Origin of the sequence: Pseudomonas sp. p99-361, from assembly GCF_003935475.1 — a bacterium.
GTDB classification, from domain to species: domain Bacteria; phylum Pseudomonadota; class Gammaproteobacteria; order Pseudomonadales; family Pseudomonadaceae; genus Aquipseudomonas; species Aquipseudomonas juntendi.
Genome location: NZ_RHQO01000152.1, coordinates 1 through 502 on the forward strand (window position 1 = coordinate 1; position 502 = coordinate 502).

General features: G+C 60.6%; 1 pseudogene. It reads right to left on the reverse strand.

Going from position 1 to position 502, the window contains the following annotated elements:
• Window positions 1-447: pseudogene (locus EGJ22_RS25920) on the reverse strand (IS30-like element ISPsp7 family transposase); the annotation flags it as partial.
• Window positions 448-502: the final 55 nt, after the last annotated feature.

Consider the following 502-nt stretch of genomic DNA (forward strand, 5'->3'; position numbering starts at 1 on the left):
GCGCGGCCGGCGCGTCGTCTTGCCTTGGCGCAGACAGATGATCAGCTCCTTACGCAGCTCACCCACTGGCAGGGCATAGATCGCGTTGTAGATCGTCTCGCGACAGACGTAGGCATCTCGCAGGTTGGGTATGTTCATGCTGCGCAGCTTGCCGGCAATCTGCTCGGGAGACAAACGCTCACGCAGCATATGGGTCACCAGTTCGAAGCGCTCGCTACCCGGCAACAGTTTTCGCATCGGTCGACAAACCTGGCGGCGGGCCTGCATTTGCTGCTGGGCTAGGCGGGCCGAGTAGCCACCGCAAGCACCTCGGTTACGGCGCAGCTCACGGCTGATGGTCGAAGGGGATCGGTTGATCAAGCAGGCAATCCTGCGCAGGCTGAAGCCTTGGGTACGACCGATTTGAATGGTGGCGCGCTCTTCAACGCTGAGTTCGGTATAAGACATAGGGGCAGCACCGTACCGGAAAGGTCAGGTGTTGCACTCAGTTTTTGCCGCCGCC